The following is a 14477-nucleotide window of genomic DNA, read 5'->3' on the forward strand; positions in this document are numbered from 1 at the left end:
AGACCCGATGCATGCGATGCAGTACGAGCTGACCCTGCCCGCCGACTACGACATGGACATCATCCGCGGACGCGTCCGTCGTATCGGGCACCTGCTCGACGACTGGGACGGCCTCGGCTTCAAGGTCTATCTGATGCGTGAGCGGGGGGTGCACGGCTCACCGGTGAACCAGTACGGGCCGTTCTACCTCTGGAACACCGTGCAGGGCATGAACACCTTCCTGTGGGGTGGCGCCTTCCAGGGACTCGTCCACGACTTCGGGCGGCCGGTGGTGCAGCAGTGGACGGGACTGGTGTACGAGGAGGGCGTCGCCGCGGGCTCTCCGGCCGTCGCGGCGGTGCGCCACCGGCGGCACGTGCCCGACGGCGTGAGGCTGTCCGAGGTCATGGAGGACGCCGTGCGCGAGGCCGGGCGGCTGGCCGGTGAGGACGGCGCCGTCCTCACGGCGGCGGCCGTCGACACGCGCCACTGGGACCTGGTGCACTTCTCGCTCTGGGATCACGACACGCCGAAGGCCCCGGGTGAGACGTTGGAGGTGCTCCACATGTCGGCACCCGGGCGCGGCGCGTTGCCGCGGGGGCGGCAGTGGTGAACACCGTCCGTACGGTCCTCGGCGACGCCCGTCCGGAGGACCTGGGTGTGTGCGACGCCCATGACCACCTCTTCTTCAGCAGTCCTCAGCTCCCCGGCCAGGAGCTGCGGGACGTGTCGGCCGCGCGGGAGGAACTGACCGCGTTCCGCGCCCAGGGAGGTTCGGCCGTCGTGCAGTGGTCCCCGTACGGCCTGGGCCGGCGCGCTGCCGACCTGCCGCCGCTGTCCCGTGACACAGGCGTGCGCATCGTCGCCGCGACCGGTCTGCACCAGGCCGTCCACTACGACGACGCCACGCTCGCCGGACTGCGTGGCCGGCTGGCGGACGTGTTCGTCTCCGAACTCACCGAGGGCATCGGCACGTCGGGGGTCAGAGCCGGGCTCGTCAAGGTCGCCGGAGGCTTCCACACCCTCGACGCGCACGCGCGATGGACGATGACCGCGGCCGCCGAGGCCCATCACGCCACGGGGGCGCCCATCGCCGTCCACCACGAACTGGGCACGGGCGTACTCGATGTGCTGGACCTGCTGTGCGGACGTCTCGACGTGCCCCCGCACCGGGTGATCCTCGGCCATCTCAACCGCAACCCGGACTTCGCGGTGCACCGCCAGGCCGCGGATACAGGCGCGTACCTGGCCTTCGACGGCCCGTCACGCGCGAACCACGCCACGGACTGGCGCATGCCCGACGCCGTGCGCGCCCTCGCCGACGCCGGGTTCGGCAACCGGCTGCTGCTCGGCGCCGACACGACCACGGCCGCGGCCCGCTCCGTGAGCGGCGGCCCCGGGATGCCGTACCTGCTGCGCCGGGTGCGGCCGCGGCTGGAGGCCATGCTGGGCGGGGAGCTGGTGGACCGCATCTTCATCGACAACCCGGGCCGCGCGTTCGCCGTGGAGTGGCGCTGAGCACGGGCCCCGCGCATGGCCCGATCCGCGGCGCCGTGCACGGCGCCGAGCAGCACGGCGCGTTCGCCCGCGATGTAGGAGAGGTACTCGCTCTCGAGCGTCCTTCGGAAGGTGTACGGCGACCCGAGCGCGACCGACCAGCCGCGCGCGAGGTCCGTGGCGCGGCGGTCGGGGTCGGCCTACGCGGCGAAGCTGCCGTTGATTCCGGCGCCGTTGACCTCCGCACCCTGGTGGTACAGGCGCCGCACGGAGTCGCCCATGCCCTTCGGGCAGACCGCGACGACCCCGGGGCCGGTGGGAGGTCGGTGCTCGGTCACCGGCTCTTCGACCGGGGCCCGCGCGGGGTGTCGCCGACGGCCGAGGGCACCGGTTCCGTGCGTACGCGGCTCAGGCGACGGAGCTGTGGCGCGCCTACCGGAGGGAACACCCGGAACCGGCCGAACTCACCGGCCGGCTCGCGGACTTCGCGACGGCGACGGCCTGTCAGGCGCTGCTGCCCGAGTTTCCGGGCCCTTTCCGGGACGCCCATCCGCAGGTCCGGCTCGCGCTGCGCACCGGTGACGCGGCGGCGGCGTTGGCCCGGCTCGACGAGCGCGCCGTGGACGTGGCGGTGGCGGGGCTCCCGCCCCGGCCTGCCGGACCCGCTGGGCGGCCGCACCGTCACGACCACCGCCCTGGTGTTCGTGACCTCCCGCGAGCGGCCGGACCCCGGGCTGCGGGGCCCCTTCCTGCTGCCCCACCGCGGTCTGGTCCGCGACGCCGCCGACCGCCGGCTCCGCGCCCGCGCCACCGTGCCCGAGGTGGCCGCCGAACCGGACGGCGCGAAGCCCTGTTGACGTCGGTCGCGCCCGGCTGCGGCAGCGGTGTGGTGCCCCGGCTGGTCCTCGAGCACGGCGCCGTGCGCAACGGGCTGACCGTGGTTCCGGCCGACCCGGCGCCCGAGGACTTCCCGATCGGCCTGTGCGTGCGCCGTACGGATCTGCGCCGTCCGCCGGTGGCGGCGCGGTGGAGCCTGACGGCCTGATCGGGCTCAGGTGAGGGCTGTCAGTGGATCGTCCAGCACCGGCTGCCAGGCCAGCTCCGCCGCGCCGACCAGGCTGCTGTGGTCGAGTGTGCAGGCGAGGACGGGCACCTGGCCGCTGCGGCCCCACAGGCTGCGGTCGGCCACGACGGCGCGCAGCCGCTCGGGGTCGGCGTCGAGCAGGGTGCGGTGCAGCCCGCCCAGGATGACGCGGTCCGGGTTGAGGATGTTGACCAGTCCGGCGAGGCCCAGGCCGAGCCGGTCGATCAGCAGCTCGACGGCGCCGCGGACGGCCTGGTCGGTGGGGTGCCCGGTGCGGATCAGGTCGTTCGCCTGCTGAAGCTGTGACACCTCGGGACCGGCCTTGCGCCCGGCCGCCGCCAGGAAGGCCGGCGGGTCCGCCTCCACGTCGAGGCAGCCACGGCTGCCGCAGTGGCAGGGGCGGCCCTCCGGGTTCACGGTGAGGTGGCCGACCTCCAGCGCCAGGCCCGAACTGCCCGTGTGCAGCCGCCCGTCGAGCACCAGCGCGCCGCCCACGCCCCGGTGCCCGGTGGCCACGCACAGCAGGTCCCGGGAGCCCCGGCCCGCGCCGTGTCGGTGCTCGGCCAGCGCGGCCAGGTTGATGTCGTTGGCGGCGAAGGCGGGCCCGGTGATACCGGCGGCGCGCACCCGCTCGGCGAAGATCTCCCGTACGGGCGCACCCACGGGCCAGGCGATGTGCAGCGGGTTGAGCGCCAGGCCCTCCGGTTCGGCGACCGCGGACGGCACGGCCAGCCCGGCGCCCACGCAGCGCCGCCCGGTCCGGCGCAGCAGTTCGGCGCCCGCCTCGACCACCGAGCCCAGCACCTTCGCCGGGTCGGCGTCGACGGTCTCGCAGCCGGGGGCGGTCGCGACGATCCGGCCGCCCAGGCCGACGAGCGCGGCGCGGAAGCCGTCCGCGTGCACTTGGGCGGCGAGCGCGACGGGCCCGTCCTCGGCGATCTCCAGCCGGTGCGAGGGGCGGCCCTGCGCCCCGGCGGCGGCGCCCGGGTGCGCGTCGACCCGGATCAGCCCCAGCGCCTCCAGCTCGGCGGCCACCGCTCCCGCGGTCGCTCGGGTGACGCCCAGTTCGGCGGTGAGCACCGCACGCGTCGGCGCCCGGCCGGTGTGCACCAGCTCGAGCGCGGGACCGAGTGCGCCGCGCCCCCGGTCCAGCCGCGTCCTGGTGTTCCCTTCCCCTGCCGTCCGGGGGCCCGCCTTACCGCTCATGAGGGGGAGTCTCCCATGATCCGCTCCGGGGCCCGCCCGAAGCCGCTGACCCTGAGGGTGATGTTCAGCCGGCCCGTCAGCCCGAGCGCGGGCGGTGCGGTTCCGGGCCGGATCCTCGGCACCCCGTGGTGGGCGAGCCGTGCCGGGCCGCCGAAGACGAACAGGTCGCCGCTGCGCAGTTCCACGTCCGTGTACGGGCGCGCCCGGTTCTCGGTGTTGCCGAAGCGGAAGACGCAGGAGTCACCGAGGCTGAGCGACACCACGGGCGCGTCGGACTTCTCGTCGCTGTCCCGGTGCATGCCCATACGGGCGTCCGCGTCATAGAAGTTGATCAGGGCGATGTCGTACGGCTCGGACGGCGCCGCCCCGGGTCCGAGAGCGGCTTCGACGGCCTGGCGGCCCAGTGCGGCGAGCCGTTCCGGGAACGGCTTCACAGGGGCGCCGTCGCCGTCGACGGCCGTGCGGGCGTACCCGTGGGGATACCAGTGCCGGCCGAGGCAGACCTGGCGTGCGGTCATCGTCCCCCCGCCGCGCGTGCGCACGGTCCGCAGTCCGGCCGGCGGTCGGGCCCACTCCCGGCAGGCCTGAAGGAGCCGGCGCTGACCGTCCGTCTCCAGCCAGTCGGGCACATGGACCGCGCCGATGGCGACCTGTGTGCGGCTCCGCGGGAACAGCTCGGCGTCCATGGTTCCATCATCACGTATCCGCATCACGCATCCGGCCGACCGGTGACGGGGCCCCGACTGCGGCTCCGTTAGCCTGGACGCACGATGAACGACCGTTTGACCACGCCCTGGGGCGAGTACGCGCTGGCCCGCTTCCCTGAGGACCCCCGGGACCGGCTGCGTGCCTGGGACGCCTCCGACGCGTATCTGCTGCGGCACCTCGCGGCGAGCGGCACCCCGCTCGGCGGTGCGGTCGTGGTCGTCGGCGACCGGTGGGGCGCGCTCACCACAGCGCTCGCGGCGCACCGCCCGACGCAGATCACCGACTCGTTCCTGGCTCGTGAGGCGACCCGGGCGAACCTCGTCCGCAACGGCGTGGACACGGACAGCGTCCGGCTGCTCAGCACCCGGGACGACCCTCCGTCCCGTATCGACGTGCTCCTGGTCCGCGTCCCCAAGAGCCTCGCGCTGCTGGAGGACCAGTTGCACCGGCTGGCGCCGGGGGTGCACGAGGGCACGGTGGTGATCGGCACCGGCATGGTCAGGGAGATCCACACCTCGACGCTGCAGCTGTTCGAGCGCGTGCTCGGGCCGACCCGTACCTCGCTCGCCGAGCAGAAGGCCCGGCTGATCTTCTCCACCCCCGACCCGGACCTCGACCGGGGCACCAACCCGTGGCCGTACCGCTACCGGCTCCCGGACGGCCTCGGCCCGTTGTCCGGCCGGACCGTCACCAACCACGCCGGCGTCTTCTGCGCCGACCGCCTCGACATCGGCACCCGCTTCTTCCTCCGGCACCTTCCGAGCGGCAGGGGCGCCGAACGGATCGTGGACCTCGGCTGCGGCAACGGCGTCGTGGGGCTGGCGACCGCGCTGGCCGACCCCGAGGCCGAGGTGCTGTTCACCGACGAGTCGTACCAGGCGGTGGCCTCGGCGGAGGCGACCTACCGCGACAACGCCCGGGGGCGGGCGGAGTTCCGGGTCGGTGACGGTCTGTCCGGGGTGCCGGCCGCGAGCGTCGACCTGGTCCTGAACAACCCGCCGTTCCACTCCCACCAGGCGACGACGGACGCCACCGCCTGGCACATGTTCAGCGGTGCGCGGCGGGCCCTGCGGCCCGGCGGCGAGCTGTGGGTGATCGGAAACCGCCACCTGGGCTACCACGTGAAGCTGCGCCGCCTCTTCGGCAACAGCGAACTGGTCGCGAGCGACCCCAAGTTCGTCGTGCTGAGGGCGGTCAAGAAGTAGCCCCACCCGCGGTCTCCCTCGTGCACGGCGCGTGGGAAGCGGACTACGCGGGCCTGGGCGCCGGTGCCTGCCTCCCGCCGTCCCGCAGCACTCTCACGAGCTGGGTCACGGTCCGGGCCATCGCCTCCCGTCCCACGCCGAGGTAGCCGCGCGAGTCGACCGCCTCGGGCCGCCCGGCGAGGAACTCCCGGATCGCGTCGGTCATCGCGACGTTCAGGGCGGTACCGATGTTGACCTTCGTGATGCCGCCCGCGACGGCCGCCGTCAGTTCGTGGTCCGGCAACCCGGAGGAGCCGTGCAGGACGAGCGGCACGTCGAGGGCGGCACTGAGCCGTTCGATCAGGCCGTGGTCGAGTGCGGCCGTGCGCGTGGTCATCGCGTGCGTGCTGCCGACGGCGACGGCCAGCGCGTCGACATGGGTGTCCGTCACGAAGGCGGCGGCCTCGGCCGGGTCGGTACGGGCGCCGGGCGAGTGCGGGTCGGGCGGCGGTTCGCCGTTCTTGCCACCCACCTGCCCCAACTCGGCCTCGATCCAGAGCCCTTGGGCATGCGCCCAGTCGGCGGCGGCGCGGGTCGCGGCGAGGTTGTCCGCGTAGGGCAGCCGGGCCGCGTCGTACATGACGGAGCCGAACCCGGCGCCGGGTGCCTGGCGGAGCAGGTCGTCGCTGTGGACGTGGTCGAGGTGGAGGGCGACGGGCACCGCGGCCCGCTCGGCGGCCGCGGAGGCGGCCCGGGCGAGCGGGAGGAGTCGTCCGTAGCGGTACCTGACGGCGTTCTCGCTGACCTGCAGCACGACGGGGGTGCCCGCGGCCTCGGCGCCCGTGATCACGGCCTCGATGTGTTCGAGGGTGATGACGTTGAACGCGGCGACGGCACCGCGCGCTGCTGCGGCGGCGGCGATCAGCTCACCGGTGGGGGCGAGGGGCACGGTTCCTCCTTCTCACCTGGGGGCATCGGATGCGAGGATCACCGAGCGGGTCAGATGGCGCGGCCGGTCGGGATCGAGCCCGCGGGCGGCGGCGAGTGCCACGGCGAGCCGCTGGACGCGGACGAGTTCGGCGAGCGGGTCGAGGTCGCCGGCCACCCAGAGCCCGCCCGTCTCCCGGACCTGCCCGGCGAGTCGGCCGGGAGCCTCGCCGAGCATCCAGGTGGCGGTGGCGTGCGTGGTGATGCTGATGGGGCCGTGCCGGTACTCCATCGCGGGGTATGCCTCCGTCCACGCCTGCGCGGCCTCGCGGAGCTTCAGCGCGGCCTCGTGCGCGAGCCCGACGGTCCAGCCGCGCCCCAGGAAGGTGAACTGCGTGCGCTCGACGAGACCTTCGGGCAGCGGGGACTCGAGGGCGGTGCGGGCGTCGGCGACCACGGCGTCCGAGTGCAGGCCGAGGTGGGCGCGGAGCAGGGTGAGGGCGGTGGTGGCGAACCGGGTCTGGACGACGGACCGTTCGTCGGCGAAGCCCAGCTCGACCAGGTCGTCGGCGCAGTGCGTCACGGGCGTGCCCGCATCGGCGGTGATCGCGGTGGTCCGCGCTCGACCGCGGAGCCGGCCGAGGAGGTCGAGGACCTCGGTGGTGGTGCCTGACCGGGTGAGGGCGACGACCCGGTCGTAGGCCCGTCCGTGGGGGAACTCGGAGGCGGCGAAGGCGTCCGTCTCGCCCTGCCCGGACCGCTCGCGCAGGGCAGCGGCGGACTGCGCCATGAAGAACGAGGTACCGCAGCCCACGATCGCCACCCGCTCACCCGGCGCCGGGAGCGCGTCCTGGTGCCCCTGCGCGCACTCGGCGGCGCGCGTCCAGCACTCGGGCTGGCTGGTCAGCTCCTGCTCGACGTACGTCATGCCGCACCCCTCCCGGACGATGCTCGTTCTTGCAAGATAGGGGTTGATTTCGAGCACAATCAAGCATTCGGACGGAGGTGAGGTGCGCTAGGGTCACCCGCAGGGTCGAGGAAGAGGGAGAGTGGGATGTCCCGCGACGCCCGGTGGAAGGCGCTGCTGGAACTACTCGTCGAGCGGGGCCGACTGGAGGTCGACGAGGCGGCGGCCGAGCTCGGGGTGTCGGCCGCGACGATCCGCCGCGACTTCGACCAGCTCGCGGAGCAGCAGATGCTGGTGCGCACCCGGGGCGGCGCGGTGGTGCACGGGGTCTCCTACGAACTGCCGCTGCGCTACAAGACCGGCCGCCGCGCTTCGGAGAAGCAGCGCATCGCGCAGGCGGTGGCCGGTCTGATCGCGCCCGGCGAGGCCGTGGGTCTCACCGGCGGCACCACCACGACCGAGGTGGCGCGGGCGCTCGCGGTGCGCGGCGACCTCGCGTCGGGCTCCCCCGCGCTGACGATCGTCACCAACGCGCTGAACATCGCCAACGAACTGGCCGTGCGTCCCCAGTTCAAGATCGTGGTGACGGGCGGGGTCGCGCGTCCGCAGTCGTACGAGCTGACCGGGCCGCTCGCGGACGGCGTGCTCGGCCAGATCACCCTGGACGTGGCGGTGCTCGGCGTGGTGGCCCTGGACGTCACGCACGGCGCTGCGGCGCACGACGAGGCGGAGGCCGCGGTCAACCGTCTGCTGTGCGAGCGCGCCGCGCGCGTGGTCGTGGCAGCGGACTCCAGCAAGCTGGGGCAGCGCGCGTTCGCGCGGATCTGCGCGCTTCAGGCGGTGGACATCCTGGTCACGGACACGGCGGCCGCTGCGGAGGCGGTGCGGCGGTTCGAGGAGGCGGGAGTGCGGGTGATCACGGTCTGACGATCCGCGCCCGGGGCGGATCCGCTCCCGGTGCCGCCCCCTCCCCCTGGGCCTAGTCTGGGATCTGCGGTGCGCGTACCCGGTGGTCAGGGAGGCTGCGATGGCCGAAACGCCGAGCGAGCGGTACGGGCCGGGGCGCCCCCGGTGCCTGCCGATCGCCGACCACGGACTGATCGGTGACATGCGCACCGTCGCACTGGTGGGGAGCAACGGCACCATCGACTGGTACTGCTGCCCCTCCTTCGACAGCCCGAGCGTCTTCGGCGCGATCCTGGACGCCGAGCGGGGCGGGTCCTTCGAACTCGCCGCGACCGTGCCGGGCCGGACGAAACAGTTCTACTTCCCGGACACCAACGTCCTGATCACCCGGTTCTTCACCGAGGACGGCGTCGGCGAGGTGCAGGACTTCATGCCCGTCGGAGCAGAGTCGGTCGAGACCGAACGCCACCGGCTGATCCGGAGGGTCCTGTGCGTGCGCGGCTCCCTGCCCTTCCGGGTACGGATGGCTCCACGGTTCGACTACGGCAGGCAGGCGCACACCCTGCAGCTGGTCGGTGACGTGGCGGTCTTCGAGTCCGCCGACCTGTCACTGGCCCTGACCGCGACCGTTCCCCTGGAGGGCGACGACCGGGACGTGTGGGCGGACTTCAAACTCGCCGAGGGCGAGTCGACGGTGTTCGCACTGGACCAGGTCGGTGCGCATCTGGCGCCGAGGATGTGCGCACACGTGGAGGCCGAGAGGCAGTTCGCCGCCACGGTGGGGTACTGGCGACGCTGGCTGCACCAGTCCCGCTACCGCGGTCGCTGGCGGGAGATGGTGCACCGCTCCGCCCTCACCCTGAAACTGCTCACCTACGCCCCGACCGGCGCGATCCTGGCCGCGCCGACGACCAGCCTGCCCGAGCGGCTCGGCGGCGAACGCAACTGGGACTACCGGTACGTGTGGGTGCGCGACGCGGCCTTCTGTGTCTACGCCCTGCTGCGGCTGGGGTTCACCGACGAGGCCCAGGCGTTCATGAAGTTCGTGACCCGGCACATCACACCCGGGGACGGCGGACCGTCCGGCCCACTGCAGATCATGTACGGCATCGACGGCCGGACCGACCTGCCGGAGTACGAACTCGACCACCTCGAGGGCCATCAGGGCTCCGCGCCCGTCCGGATCGGCAACGCGGCCGCCGGCCAGCTCCAACTCGACATCTACGGCGCCCTGATCGACTCCATCTATCTGTACGACAAATGGGCGCAGCCCATCTCCAGCGACCAGTGGGACGAGGTCTGCGCACTGGTGGACTGGGTCTGCGCCCACTGGGACCAGCCGGACGAGGGCATCTGGGAGACCCGGGGCGGTCGCAGGAAGTTCCTGTACTCGCGGCTGATGTGCTGGGTGGCGATCGAACGGGCCATCCGGATGGCCCGCCGCCGGGGCCTGCCCGCCGACATGGTGTGCTGGTTGCAGTGCCGCGACACGATCTACCGGCGGATCATGCACAGCGGCTGGTCCGTCAAGCGTCAGGCGTTCGTCCAGCACGAGGACGGCGACGTGCTGGACGCGTCCGTGCTGATGATGCCGCTCGCCAAGTTCATCGCGCCCACCGACCCCAAATGGCTGTCCACCCTGGACGCCCTCACCCAGGACCTGGTCTCCGACTCCCTGGTCTACCGCTACGACCCGCAGGCCAGCCCGGACGGCGTACGGGGGGACGAGGGCACGTTCTCCATCTGCTCCTTCTGGTACGTCGAGGCGTTGGTCCGCGCCGGACGGCTGGACGAGGCGCGGCTGGCGTTCGAGAAGATGCTCACCTACGCCAACCATCTGGGCCTGTACGCCGAGGAGATCAGCCACACCGGCGATCAGCAGGGCAACTTCCCGCAGGCCTTCACGCACTTCGCCCTGATCAGCGCGGCGTTCAACCTCGACCGGGCGCTTGGCTAGGAAGGCGCCTCCCCCAGGGGCAGCGGGACGGCGGACGGGGCGTCGGTGAGACGGCCCACGGCCAGGGAGGTGACGGACTCCATGCGCAACGAGGGCGTCGCCCTCGTTGCGCAGGACCACCTCGCCGCGCAGGGCGGGGATGCCGTCCGGGGAGCGGTAGCGGACCTCGGCGGCCGGGCCGCTGTCCGCGTCGCACAGCTCGATCGTGAGGGTGCCGGAGGCCGTCGCGGCCGCTGTGGTGCGCCCGGTGGCGCAGGCGGGCGCCGGTGGCGGGGCGATGAAACGGGCCACCGGACCAGGTACGGCCCGTCGCCACCACCTCCACCAGCGGCAGCGGCGCGCCCGGGCCGGGCTCCCCGGTGGACTCGCCGGGCATCGCGAGGCGGACGAGCCGGGCCGTGCGGTCGTCGGCGAGGCCGACCTCGAGTGCCAGGGCGTCATGGCCCCGGCGGAGGGGGCTCGTCGTGGCGAGGGTCACGGTGTGCCGCTCCTTCAGCTCTGTGGTGGCACCAGACGGATCATGTTCCAGGACAGGGGCTCCAGTTCGGCACGGAGGATGCCGTCCTTGACGAGGGTGCCGGTGGCCGGGTGCGGCGTCACCCGGTCGGGGTGGTGCTGCGTGTTGCGGGCGTCGGGGTCGGCGTCGGACAGGACCAGGTGCTCCTCCACGGTGCGCGCGTCGACACCGCGCAGGTCGACCTCCAGCGGCAGCGCCGTGCTCCGGCCGCGGTTGACGGCGAACACGGTCACGGCGCCGGTCTCCTCGTCGGTCACGGCGGTGGCGTGCAGCAGGGGCACGTCCCCGAACCGGGCCGTTGCGCAGGTGGGGCTGTCCACCTCCACGCGCAGCACCCGGCCGCGCCCGTACCGTGACGCCTGGGCGAAGGGGAAGAAGGTGGTCTGCCGCCAGGCGCGCCCGCCCGGCTCGGTCATGATCGGCGCGATGACGTTGACGAGCTGGGCGAGCGAGGCGGCGGTGACCCGGTCGGCGTGCCGCAGCAGGGCGATCATCAGGGAGCCGAAGACCACGGCGTCGGTGACGGTGTAGACGTCCTCCAGCAGACGCGGCGCCTGCTGCCAGTCCTCCACCTGGTGCGGGTTGGGCCGGCTCTGGTACCAGACGTTCCACTCGTCGAAGGAGAGGTTGATCCGCCTGGTCGCCTTCCGTCTGGCGCGGACGTGGTCACAGGTGGCGACGACCGCCTCGATGAAGTGCTCCATGTCGACGGCGGAGGCGAGGAAGGAGTCGCGGTCGCCGTCGGTCTCCTCGTAGTAGGCGTGCAGCGAGACGTGGTCGACCAGGTCGTACGCGGCCTCCAGAACGGTCGCCTCCCAGGCGGCGAAGGTGGACATGCCGGAGCCGGAGCTGCCACAGGCGACCAGTTCCAGGTCCGGGTCGATCATCCGCATGGCGCGGGCGGTCTCGGCGGCCAGCCGGCCGTACTCCTCGGCCGTCTTGTGGCCGATCTGCCAGGGGCCGTCCATCTCGTTGCCCAGGCACCACATCCTGATGCCGTACGGTTCCCCGCCGCCGTGGGCGATGCGCCGGTCGGACAGCTCGGTGCCACCCGGGTGGTTGCAGTACTCCAGCAGCCGTAGGGCGTCCTCCACGCCGCGGGTGCCGAGGTTGACGGCCATCATGGGCTCCGTCCCGGTCTTGCGGCAGAAGTCCATGAACTCGCCGAGGCCGAACTCGTTGGTCTCGGTGGTCTTCCAGGCGAGGTCCAGTCGTGCCGGCCGCTCCTCGCGCGGGCCGACGGTGTCCTCCCAGCGGTAGCCGGAGACGAAGTTGCCGCCCGGGTAGCGCACGGTGGTGACGCCCAGTTCCCGGATCAGCGCCAGCACGTCCTGCCGCAGTCCGGCGGCGTCGGCGGTGGGGTGGCCCGGTTCGTACAGGCCGGTGTAGACGCAGCGGCCCAGGTGTTCGACGAACGACCCGTACAGGCGGGGGTGGACGGTTCCGATCGCGAAGGCCGCGTCGAGGGTGAAACGTGCGGGGGTGATACCGGAGGCGGACATGGCTTCCTTTCAGAAGGGTGGAAGGGGGAGCCGGCCTGTTCAGAGGGGCAGCGTGCAGACCACCGACGGTACGGAGGCAACCGGGGCGGGCTGTTCGAGGGAGCCGTCGCCGCGGACACGCAGCGCGGCGAGGGTGCCGCTGTGCTGGTTGGCGACGAGGAGATGGCCCGCCGCGAGGGTGAGTCCGCGGGGCCAGGTGCCGCCACTGGGGACCTCGCCGATCGGTGTCAGGCCGGCGCCGGTGATCCGGAACGCGGCCACGGTGTCCGCTCCGCGGTTGGTCACCCACACGAACCGCCCGCACGGCGAGGCGACGATTCCGCCGGGATGGTTCGCGACGCCCCGGGCCGTGGTGGCGGGCACGGCGGAGCCCGCCGTGAGGGTGCCCGTCGCGGCGTCGTAGCGGTGGCAGGTGACGGTGGAGGACAGCTCGTCGGCGCTGAACGCCAGGTCGCCGCCGGGGGCGAACGCCAGGTGGCGGGGGCCGGAGCCCGCCCGCAGCCTGCTCACCGCCGTCTGCGCGAGCCTTCCGGAGCGGGGGTCGAGCACATACGCGAACACCGCATCCGCCCCCAGGTCGGTGGCCAGCACGAAGCGGCCGGCCGGGTCGACGAGGACCTGGTGGGCGTGGCTGCCCTCCTGGCGTCCGGTGACGGGGCCCGAGCCCTCGTGCACGACGACGTCGGTCGGCTCGCTCACCCGGCCGTCCTCGTCGAGTCGGTGCACGGCAACGGTGCCGGGGGCGGTGTCGCTGCCGTAGTGGGCGGCCAGGAGCAGGCGGCCGTCGGGGTGGACGGTCAGATGGCACGGGTTCGTCCCACCGCCGGCGACCGGAGTGCCCAGGGGCGTGAGGGAGCCGTCGGACTGCCGGGTGACCGCGGTGACGGTACCGGGGTCGGTCTCGTTCGTGCAGTAGACGACGTCGAGGGCGGGGTGCGCCGCCAGGAAGGATGCGCCGCTGACGGGCAGCGGTGGCAGCCCGCTCTCGGTGGACGGCACGCCGCTCGCCGGATCGAAGCGCACGGTGACGAGCCCGGCGCCGTCTCCCCCGGTGTCGGGTGTGTAGGAGCCGGTGAGGACGCGGAGGGGGTCTGCGGAGGTGGGTGTGGGCATGGGGCTTTCCGGACTTTCCTTGGACGAGGGCTTGGAAAAGGGCGGGAAGGGGTCTTGAACGGCGGCTTGCGGTGGGGCTGTTCAGCGGACGTCGTCGTCGTGGTGGTCGAGCAGGGCCGGTTCGGAGCGGCGGGGCAGGCCCTCCCGGTCGCCCGCCGTACTGACCGCGAAGGCGCCGAGCAGGGCAGCCGTCCTCAGCCGCTCCGCGGGAGGTCCACCGGCGAGCAGTTCGGCGAGTGCCGCAACAGGCGACGTTTGCCCGTCGAGGAGCGGCGTCCGGTGCGTGCTCTGGGGGCACCCCCTGCTCGAAGAGCTTGGGGAAGTGCCGGCCGGAAGCCCACGTACTGGACGTACTCGGGCTTTCGGCCGGTGCGGCGAGCGGGGGTCCCCCTGCTCGAAGAGCTTGGGGAAGCGTGCCGGACGCCGCGACGGGGCGAACGTCGCCTGATGCGGCGCTGGGTGTCCGGCGGCGCACGCGTCCCCTGCGCCGCCGGAGTCGTGCACGCGCGCGGGTGCCGCGGGCTGCCGGGGGGGCTGTCCGCCCAGGAGGGCGAACGCTCCCTCCGTGCCCCAGCTTGATCACGGCGCCGGACGCGTCAAGACCTCCCAACTCCGGCGAGTGAGGTACCCCGTTGGGGCAACAGTCCGTCCGGGCCGGGCTGGTGGATGTCGCGCAGGCGGCCGGGGTCTCCAAGGCGACGATCCGGGGTCCGGGCCTGCGGATACCGGAGGACGTCTCGGTGGTCGGCAACGACGACCTGCCCGTCGCCGGCCACCCCCATCCGCCGCTGACCACCGTGGCGATGGCCCTGTACGAGCTGGGAACCGTCGCCGTCGACGCCCTCGTGGCCGCCATCCGCGGCACGCCACCGGGAGACGTCGTCGTCCCCACCGAGCCGCACCTGGTGCTGCGCGGCTCCACCGCACGCCCCGCGTACACGGCATGACTGCCGCCGTCGCCGCCCGCCTCGGGGGCCGCGGGGGCCCCGC

The 14477-nt window shown here is 73.3% G+C and carries 14 protein-coding genes; 7 read left to right on the forward strand and 7 right to left on the reverse strand.

Going from position 1 to position 14477, the window contains the following annotated elements:
- Positions 1–7: 7 nt before the first annotated feature.
- Together AC5WS8_RS02215 and AC5WS8_RS02220 are read left to right on the forward strand one after the other, a co-directional pair.
- On the forward strand, positions 8–592 hold the full coding sequence (locus tag AC5WS8_RS02215; protein WP_496101521.1) for a DUF4865 family protein: 585 nt from the start codon (positions 8–10) through the stop codon (positions 590–592).
- A complete protein-coding gene (locus tag AC5WS8_RS02220) occupies positions 589–1497 on the forward strand; it encodes a phosphotriesterase family protein (RefSeq protein WP_496101522.1) in 909 nt (302 codons plus the stop codon). Before AC5WS8_RS02215 ends, AC5WS8_RS02220 begins: the two co-directional genes overlap by 4 nt.
- 179 nt (positions 1498–1676) lie before the next feature.
- Here AC5WS8_RS02220 and AC5WS8_RS02225 read toward each other — a convergent pair whose 3' ends face one another.
- A complete protein-coding gene (locus AC5WS8_RS02225; protein WP_496101523.1) occupies positions 1677–1814 on the reverse strand; it encodes a hypothetical protein in 138 nt (45 codons plus the stop codon).
- A 176-nt stretch (positions 1815–1990) separates the two neighbouring features.
- Here AC5WS8_RS02225 and AC5WS8_RS02230 point away from each other — a divergent pair, with 176 nt between their 5' ends.
- Positions 1991–2521 (forward strand): LysR substrate-binding domain-containing protein, encoded by a 531-nt coding sequence (locus AC5WS8_RS02230; RefSeq protein WP_496101927.1) that lies wholly within the window; start codon positions 1991–1993, stop codon positions 2519–2521.
- A gap of 6 nt (positions 2522–2527) precedes the next feature.
- Here the strand turns inward: AC5WS8_RS02230 and AC5WS8_RS02235 are convergent, their stop codons facing one another.
- On the reverse strand, positions 2528–3766 hold the full coding sequence (locus AC5WS8_RS02235) for an ROK family protein (RefSeq protein ID WP_496101524.1): 1239 nt from the start codon (positions 3764–3766) through the stop codon (positions 2528–2530).
- Positions 3763–4452: an alpha-ketoglutarate-dependent dioxygenase AlkB family protein gene (locus AC5WS8_RS02240; RefSeq protein WP_496101525.1), complete on the reverse strand. Its 690-nt coding sequence runs from the start codon at positions 4450–4452 to the stop codon at positions 3763–3765. The genes AC5WS8_RS02235 and AC5WS8_RS02240 overlap by 4 nt, the downstream gene beginning before the upstream one ends.
- 84 nt (positions 4453–4536) lie before the next feature.
- On the opposite strand from AC5WS8_RS02240, the gene AC5WS8_RS02245 reads away from it, so the two are divergent.
- A complete protein-coding gene (locus AC5WS8_RS02245; protein ID WP_496101526.1) occupies positions 4537–5679 on the forward strand; it encodes a methyltransferase in 1143 nt (380 codons plus the stop codon).
- Positions 5680–5722: 43 nt separating this feature from the next.
- On the opposite strand, the gene AC5WS8_RS02250 is transcribed toward AC5WS8_RS02245, so the two are convergent.
- On the reverse strand, positions 5723–6607 hold the full coding sequence (locus AC5WS8_RS02250; RefSeq protein ID WP_496101527.1) for a class II fructose-bisphosphate aldolase: 885 nt from the start codon (positions 6605–6607) through the stop codon (positions 5723–5725).
- 12 nt (positions 6608–6619) lie between these two features.
- Positions 6620–7513 (reverse strand): SIS domain-containing protein, encoded by an 894-nt coding sequence (locus AC5WS8_RS02255; protein WP_496101528.1) that lies wholly within the window; start codon positions 7511–7513, stop codon positions 6620–6622.
- Between the two features lie 126 nt (positions 7514–7639).
- On the opposite strand from AC5WS8_RS02255, the gene AC5WS8_RS02260 reads away from it, so the two are divergent.
- Together AC5WS8_RS02260 and AC5WS8_RS02265 are read left to right on the forward strand one after the other, a co-directional pair.
- A complete protein-coding gene (locus tag AC5WS8_RS02260) occupies positions 7640–8419 on the forward strand; it encodes a DeoR/GlpR family DNA-binding transcription regulator (protein WP_496101529.1) in 780 nt (259 codons plus the stop codon).
- Between the two features lie 100 nt (positions 8420–8519).
- Positions 8520–10355: a glycoside hydrolase family 15 protein gene (locus tag AC5WS8_RS02265; protein ID WP_496101530.1), complete on the forward strand. Its 1836-nt coding sequence runs from the start codon at positions 8520–8522 to the stop codon at positions 10353–10355.
- Positions 10356–10847: 492 nt separating this feature from the next.
- On the opposite strand, the gene arfA is transcribed toward AC5WS8_RS02265, so the two are convergent.
- Together arfA and AC5WS8_RS02275 are read right to left on the reverse strand one after the other, a co-directional pair.
- On the reverse strand, positions 10848–12374 hold the full coding sequence (gene arfA / locus AC5WS8_RS02270; RefSeq protein WP_496101531.1) for an arabinosylfuranosidase ArfA: 1527 nt from the start codon (positions 12372–12374) through the stop codon (positions 10848–10850).
- A 39-nt stretch (positions 12375–12413) separates the two neighbouring features.
- Positions 12414–13487 (reverse strand): lactonase family protein, encoded by a 1074-nt coding sequence (locus AC5WS8_RS02275; RefSeq protein WP_496101532.1) that lies wholly within the window; start codon positions 13485–13487, stop codon positions 12414–12416.
- Positions 13488–14119: 632 nt separating this feature from the next.
- Between AC5WS8_RS02275 and AC5WS8_RS02280 the strand changes: the two genes are divergently transcribed.
- A complete protein-coding gene (locus tag AC5WS8_RS02280) occupies positions 14120–14434 on the forward strand; it encodes a substrate-binding domain-containing protein (protein ID WP_496101533.1) in 315 nt (104 codons plus the stop codon).
- Positions 14435–14477: the final 43 nt, after the last annotated feature.

The organism is Streptomyces sp. PTL18, from assembly GCF_059510295.1.